Source organism: Mesorhizobium sp. M7A.F.Ca.US.002.01.1.1, assembly GCF_004022955.1.
In the GTDB taxonomy this organism is placed as follows: domain Bacteria; phylum Pseudomonadota; class Alphaproteobacteria; order Rhizobiales; family Rhizobiaceae; genus Mesorhizobium; species Mesorhizobium ciceri.
The window spans coordinates 1-5,390 of the sequence record NZ_RZQE01000409.1; the positions used below are offsets into that span (position 1 = coordinate 1).

A 5,390-nucleotide genomic window follows, 5' to 3' on the forward strand; every position below is an offset into this window, starting at 1 on the left:
AGATCGGGATGATCGCGAAAACGCCGCAGCAACATGTCGTCTCGCTGCGATTCAGAGCCCAGAACAGGAGACAGCGAGCGTTCGGCAAGCGCCGCCAAAAGTGTCTTTTCGTCGGCCACGCCGGCATCGACCCAAAGTTTCGGCGGCTCCGCCATCGTCCTCAGCCGGGCGAGTGCGTCGCTGTTTGGCGCTCCGCCTTCGATAGCGTCCAGATCTGCGATGTAGAAGGTGGAAAAAGGATAAAGCCCACGCAGTCCTTCAGCGACCGCGACCACATCAGGGCTTCGGCTGAGCGGCGTAACGATCGGCCTGTAGCGATCGCGTTTTCCCTGCTGGGCGCGAACCACCACGCCGTCTTTCAGGTCGAGAACCGGAATGATACGCAACGCTTTTTCACCGACCAATTGCCCCCGTCATGAAAGCTTGAAGCGTGGAAAAAAGAAAGGGCATCATTGCCGGTTTCGACATTGGCGGCGCGCATCTGAAGGTGACCCGCGCACAAGACGGTCGCATCGTCGAGGCGGTAACGATCGCAACGCCGCTCTGGCAAGGGCTGGACAAGCTGGCTTCAGCCCTCGACGAAACGGCTCCGATCTACGCGGGTGCGGATCTCAACGCATTCACCATGACGGGCGAACTGTCGGACATCTTTCCGTCCCGCGATGCCGGCGTGGCGGCTCTGCTGGGTCAGATTTCCACCCATTTCCCCGCAGACAAAAAGCTGGTCTATGCCGGACCATCCGGTTTCGTCGGAGTCGAGCGGGCAGCGCAGCTGACCGCCGATGTGGCTTCCGCCAATTGGCACGCGACAGCCTTGTTGGTGGCAAAACTCGCCGGCGATGCCCTGTTCGTCGACATGGGCTCCACCACCACCGATATTATCGCCATCAAGAACGGCGCCGTGGCCAATGACGGCTACACCGATGCCGGACGGCTTCTAACCGGCGAATTGGTCTATACCGGCTTTACCAGGACATTCCTGTTCGGCGTAGCCTCGTCGGCTCCCGTCCGTGGCAGGCTAACGCCGCTGATGAACGAATATTTCGCCTCGATCGCCGACGCTCACCGCATCCTGGGCGTGCTCGACGAGGACGACGACAGGCACCCTCCCGCCGACGGCAAGGAAAAGACTGTGGACGGCTCGATCGCGCGGCTGGCGCGCATGGTGGGGCGCGACGCCACCGACCTCACCCCGCCGGAATGGGGTGACGTCGCGCGCTGGTTCAGCGAGCAGCAACTGCGCAAAGTGCACGATGCAGCGGCGCTGGTTGCCGGAACCCTGTCTCGGGATATCCCGATCGTCGGCGCCGGAAGCGGTCGCTGGCAGATCAGGCGGCTGGCCGAACGCATGGAACGCAGTTATATCGATTTCGCCGACATCATCCCCGCCGATGACACTGTTCGCGGGCAAGCGAGCAGCGCGGCACCCGCGTCCGCAGTGGCGCTTTTGGCGGGATATCCTTCGTAAGCAGGTTGCGGCGCTCGCGCCTATGCTCGCGGGTCCTCGCTATCCGAACCTTTGGCGGTCAAGTGATCGCTGACACGCTGCATCAGCCAGCCCCAGGCTTCCTTTTCACCGTCGCCTGCCGTCTTTTCGATGGCGATCGAAAGGTAGGCGATTTCCGCCTCGATCTTGTTGCGCGGCAGCATGCCGAGCCGGCTGACCAGGATGGCCAGCTCAAGCACCGCCGCCTTGGCTCGGTTGAGGCCGGTGAACGGCGCGAGCGTTTCCTCCCGCACCACGCGGCAGAAATGGCGGGGGCGCACACCATTGTCATCGACCGCCTGGACTTCGAGGCCCGAATACGCCAGCGCCGCCTCGAGCCTCGGCACCGGGAACCCGTCAACCGGAACGGTTGGCCAATGCTTGCGGCCTGTCAGGCAGCCGGCAAAGACACGCACGTCGTCAGTATAATTGGCGATGGCAAACGGCACTTCGGCGAGATTGTCGAGCGTGACCGACGGCCGGAACGGCGCGATAACCCAACCGTCATTCTCGGCAATGATGCCGATCGGCGCGATGTGGACGTTGCCTGCCTTGTTGACCGTCGTGATGATCGATTCGCGAATATAGGGCATGGTCCTAGTGCTCTTTCCTTGCGCGGAGCGTCTTGCCCGGCTCGGCAAGACGGGTACGGTCGGTTTCGGGTGCCGGCGCGGCAACGCCCCATGCGAGCGGCTCGTCCTGCACATAACGCTTGCCGAGGCGCCACGCGATCTCCGCCTTCATCAGTTCCGCGCCGAGGTAAAAAGCGTGTGCGCCATCGGCGTTGACGTCCAGCCCGGCAAAAAGTTCGAACGCATCCGTGGCAACCGCATGCCCTTTGCTATTGAAAACATGGATGCCGTCCTCCGCTACCGCGATCCGGAAGTTGGCATCGCGCACCTGGGCCGCCAATGCCTCGATATCGTCGGTTGAGGCTGTGAAAGGCTTGCGATCGTGGACCTGCAACAGGCCTGGGTGATAGCCGCGCGGCAACGCGCCGTCCGTGCAAGCAGCCAACATGACGCGGCGGGCGATATCGTGCTCCTCGATCGTGCGCACCGTGTGTGGGCTGACATGCACCGCCAGCACGTTCCGGATCCGGAGTTCCGAGCAGAGCCCCGCTAGCACGGCTGTAACGCCGGAACTGTCGGCGTCGGTCAATTCGGTGAGATTGCCGGTGCCCATCAGCAATTCGACGTCCGGCCAACGGCGCCGCGCCTCGATGAAGCGCCCGAGTGAAACGGCGAAGCCGAAATGGATCGGGTCGAGCACGGGATCGGCAATGAAGGCGACGCCGGCCTTTTGTGCCGCGGTAATCGCCCGGCCGAGCGAATCCAGATCGCCGGGGATGGAGGGTATCAACACTGCCGTAGCCCGATGGTCGAAGATCAACGGCAGCGTGTTCTCATCGAGGCTGAGAAGATAGTCCGCGCCGGCGTGCGCACCGATCGACAGTTCGTCTGCGCTGGCCGAATCGACGCTGACCACAAACCCCTGTGCCTTGAGTGCCCGCACTGCCTCAGCCAGCAACGGAAACGGCGTCTCCGGCAGGCAGCCCAGATCGATGACATCCGCGCCGGTCGCAGCCAGCATCGAGGCCCTCGCCATCAGGGCCTCGACCGACAGCATCGGCGCATCGACGATCTCGGCGAAGATGCGCATATCGTGACGCGTCAGATCCGGCGGTTTGCCCACCCGGCCAAGGAAGGCCGGAAGGTCGGCGATCTCGTCGGGGCCGCGCACAAAGGGCACGCCGAAATGCTCCGACAGGTGTTCGATGTTTCCCCGATAGCGTCCGGGCAGGATGACGCGGTCGACGTCTCCTGTCAGAGTGAGCCGACGCTTCACGATGTCCTCGCTCATCAGCGCGGCGACCTTGACGCCGACGTCGACGATTTCCCACGCGAATTCGGTTCTGCCCAGCCCGGTCAGCAGCCGTTCCAGCCGCGCCTTGGCCAGATGGCCGGTAAGAAAAACCAGCCGCTCAGCCATCGCTTGCGAGTTCGGCCTGGCGCCGTGTGAGCGAGGCTTCGAGATCAGCGAGCGACTCGACCACCAGGGTCCGCTCGAAACTCTTCAACTGTTTGGTATTTTCCAGGTCGATCCTGCGCGGATAGACCTTGACCAGCCCGTGCGGTGCCTGGGTTTCGAGTTCCGGCGCGGTGTCGCAAGCAAAGACGATGGCTGGCACACGGCACTTTCCCGCTTGAGCAAAGACATTGGTGGCGAGCGTGTCGGAAATGCCATGCACGCATTTGGCGACCGTGTTGGAAGTGGCCGGCGCCACCACGACCGTGTGATAGACACCGTGGTAGAATTCGCCGACCGGGATCGCGCTTGCGGTCTTGTCGTGCAGCACGCGCGTCGTCTCCGGGAAATCAAGTTTAAGCTTGTACATGCGCAGGACTTCGTTGGCGGCCTTAGACACGAAGACATCGCAATGTTCGAGCTGGCGAACAAGTGCGAAGCTCTCCGTAAAAAAATGCCCGGAACCCGTCAAAACCCACGCCCAGCGCGGCACATGCAGCTTCACCATCGGCTATCCCGCCTTCTTTGCCGACGACCCTGTTGAAGCCACTATCCGGATGCCGGGCAGCTTGCCCGACGCGAGCATCGCGCCGGCCCCGGCAGCATCCTTCGGACCGGCGAGATGGAAATCGATGCCGTCGGGCAGCATGGCGGCAAAGCCTGGGTCGACAATGCCTCGGGCCCTCAGGCTGTCAGCGGTATCGCTGTCGAAGAATGCACCGGTCTGCTTGACAAGCAACAGCGCGTTTGCGCCAAGCTTGCCGGCAAGCCAGGCGGACAGAGAATCGGAGGTAATGTCCCAGGAGGCCGGAACATCCAGCGCCGCCAGTGCCAGTGACGACGGCAGCCACACCGGAATCTTCCCCGCCTCCAACACTCGCCCGATCTCGTCCAGCGACCGTGCCGGCGCCAGCCTTTCGTCCCGGTCGAGGATGACATGGCCGAACTGCTCCATGGCCAGGATCGCCATGGCATGAGCGGCGGTGTCGGAAAACTCCATGCTGGTCTGCGTCTCGCGCACATGATCGGCAAAGAGCCCGCCGCCGGGCACGATGACGATCGGCAGCCTGGAACCCGCCAGCGCTGCGATCCAGCTCTTCATCTCCGCCGCATGGGCCGTGCTGCCGCCAAGCTTGACGATGGCCCGTCGAAGCATTTCGGGGCGCTCCTGGCGCGGCCGGAAAACAACGCTTCGGTCTTTTCGGCCAGCAATGCCGGAGGCAGCACCGCGTCCCGCCGATTGGCGCTTGCGTTCGATCTCAACGCCGACGCCGCCAGGGCCGAGCTCGAGCTTTTCGACCCTAACCGTGACGCGCACGACACGCTGGTTCTCCAGCACGTGCGCTGCCACCTGCTCGGCCAAAGCCTCGCTGAGCTGGATATGGCCCCGCGCGACGATGGTGCGAATGCCGTCCATGATGATGTCGTAGGAGAACACATGGCGCATGTCCTCGGGATGGTCGGTGATTTGCAGCACGTCGGCGATCACATCAAAGCGCACTTTTTGAGTATGGCCATGCTCGAAGCTGTAGGCACCGATCTGGACCGGCAGAACAAAATCCCGCACAAAAATCCTGTCCGTGCCCAGTGTCGGGTCGGTGTCCGGCGAATAGCCTCTCGCTGCCAACAGGCGATAGTCGATACTCGATTGATCGCCGGTCCCGGATTCCGCTGGGATCAACTCGCGAATCCGCGAGACCGCCTCGGCGCTGATCGAACTCGTGCGACCGGAATGGCCACACAGCGCCCCCCGAAAGCCGAGAAAATCGGGAGCGAAAGGCAATAGGCGCGGAATGTCCGGAGCTTCCAGCGATCCACTCAGGCCGACCATCAGACCGAGCGATTTCGTTCGATCGACGAATCCCGGAATACGCTC

6 protein-coding genes are annotated in these 5,390 nt (G+C 62.9%); 1 reads left to right on the forward strand and 5 read right to left on the reverse strand.

Going from position 1 to position 5,390, the window contains the following annotated elements:
- Positions 1-386: HisA/HisF-related TIM barrel protein (locus EN932_RS28095; protein ID WP_245483338.1), on the reverse strand; the 386-nt coding region annotated here is incomplete at its 3' end.
- A 44-nt stretch (positions 387-430) separates the two neighbouring features.
- On the opposite strand from EN932_RS28095, the gene EN932_RS28100 reads away from it, so the two are divergent.
- The gene (locus tag EN932_RS28100) at positions 431-1,468 is read left to right on the forward strand and encodes a hydantoinase/oxoprolinase family protein (RefSeq protein WP_127369510.1); all 1,038 of its coding nucleotides are present in this window, start codon (positions 431-433) and stop codon (positions 1,466-1,468) included.
- Positions 1,469-1,488: 20 nt separating this feature from the next.
- On the opposite strand, the gene EN932_RS28105 is transcribed toward EN932_RS28100, so the two are convergent.
- From EN932_RS28105 to EN932_RS39130, 4 genes are all read right to left on the reverse strand, one after another.
- The gene (locus EN932_RS28105) at positions 1,489-2,079 is read right to left on the reverse strand and encodes a DUF447 domain-containing protein (RefSeq protein WP_024504386.1); all 591 of its coding nucleotides are present in this window, start codon (positions 2,077-2,079) and stop codon (positions 1,489-1,491) included.
- Positions 2,080-2,083: 4 nt separating this feature from the next.
- Entirely contained in the window at positions 2,084-3,478 is a 1,395-nt protein-coding gene (locus EN932_RS28110; RefSeq protein WP_127369511.1) for a DUF6513 domain-containing protein, read from the reverse strand.
- Positions 3,471-4,022 (reverse strand): flavoprotein, encoded by a 552-nt coding sequence (locus tag EN932_RS28115; protein ID WP_013532041.1) that lies wholly within the window; start codon positions 4,020-4,022, stop codon positions 3,471-3,473. The genes EN932_RS28110 and EN932_RS28115 overlap by 8 nt, the downstream gene beginning before the upstream one ends.
- A gap of 3 nt (positions 4,023-4,025) precedes the next feature.
- Positions 4,026-5,390 (reverse strand): dihydroneopterin aldolase (locus tag EN932_RS39130; RefSeq protein ID WP_128369230.1); only part of this gene is annotated, 1,365 nt, incomplete at its 5' end.

Bases quoted from the DNA above. Each gene is read 5' to 3' on its own strand.
- EN932_RS28105 (WP_024504386.1), bottom strand. From the start codon at position 2,079: ATGCCCTATATTCGCGAATCGATCATCACGACGGTCAACAAGGCAGGC.
- EN932_RS28110 (WP_127369511.1), bottom strand. From the start codon at position 3,478: ATGGCTGAGCGGCTGGTTTTTCTTACCGGCCATCTGGCCAAGGCGCGG.
- EN932_RS28115 (WP_013532041.1), bottom strand. From the start codon at position 4,022: ATGGTGAAGCTGCATGTGCCGCGCTGGGCGTGGGTTTTGACGGGTTCC.